This window comes from Vibrio sp. 811 (assembly GCF_033339195.1).
In genome coordinates, this window is sequence record NZ_JAWOUB010000854.1 from 1 (window position 1) to 539 (window position 539).

Annotated in this window: 1 pseudogene; it reads right to left on the bottom strand. The window is 43.0% G+C overall.

The annotated features are described in order from the left end of the window. Nucleotides 1–203: 203 nt before the first annotated feature. A pseudogene (locus R7Q46_RS29770) lies at nucleotides 204–539 on the bottom strand (lipase family protein); the annotation flags it as partial.

The following is a 539-nucleotide window of genomic DNA, read 5'->3' on the forward strand; positions in this document are numbered from 1 at the left end:
AACGTGGAAGAAACCATCAGCAGAGGTCAATCGGTTTATCAACGACAGTAATCCAAAATAAAACACCGCCGCTATCGAGGCGGTGTTTTCTATCTGACTCACCAAGCACTATCTATTTGCTCGCCACTAGCTTCGCTAACAAAGTAGGAAACTTTTCGTATTTAAGAATAAACCACACCTAAGCAAAGGAGGATTAATCAAAATCAGAAGGTCGTTTTGAGAGCGGCTTTAACAGCCTGATTCAACTTACTTAGCACCAATTCAAACACCCAACGAATAAAGGAATAAGTAAATTTGATCGCGATATTTGCACCTTTCCCCGCAAATACCAACATGTGGCCAAGTAAACCTTTTACGCGTTCAGAAAATTCGCTAGAGAGTTCTGAAATCTTAACCATTGATCGAGCAATGGCATCATAAATGGTAGCAATCGCAGAGCTTACATTTTGCAGGGCAAAGACTGACGCCGCAGCCCCACCATCAACTAACAACGTAAGGAGCGCTGCCGAGATCTTATCTGCCCAATCAGCAGAAGGTGT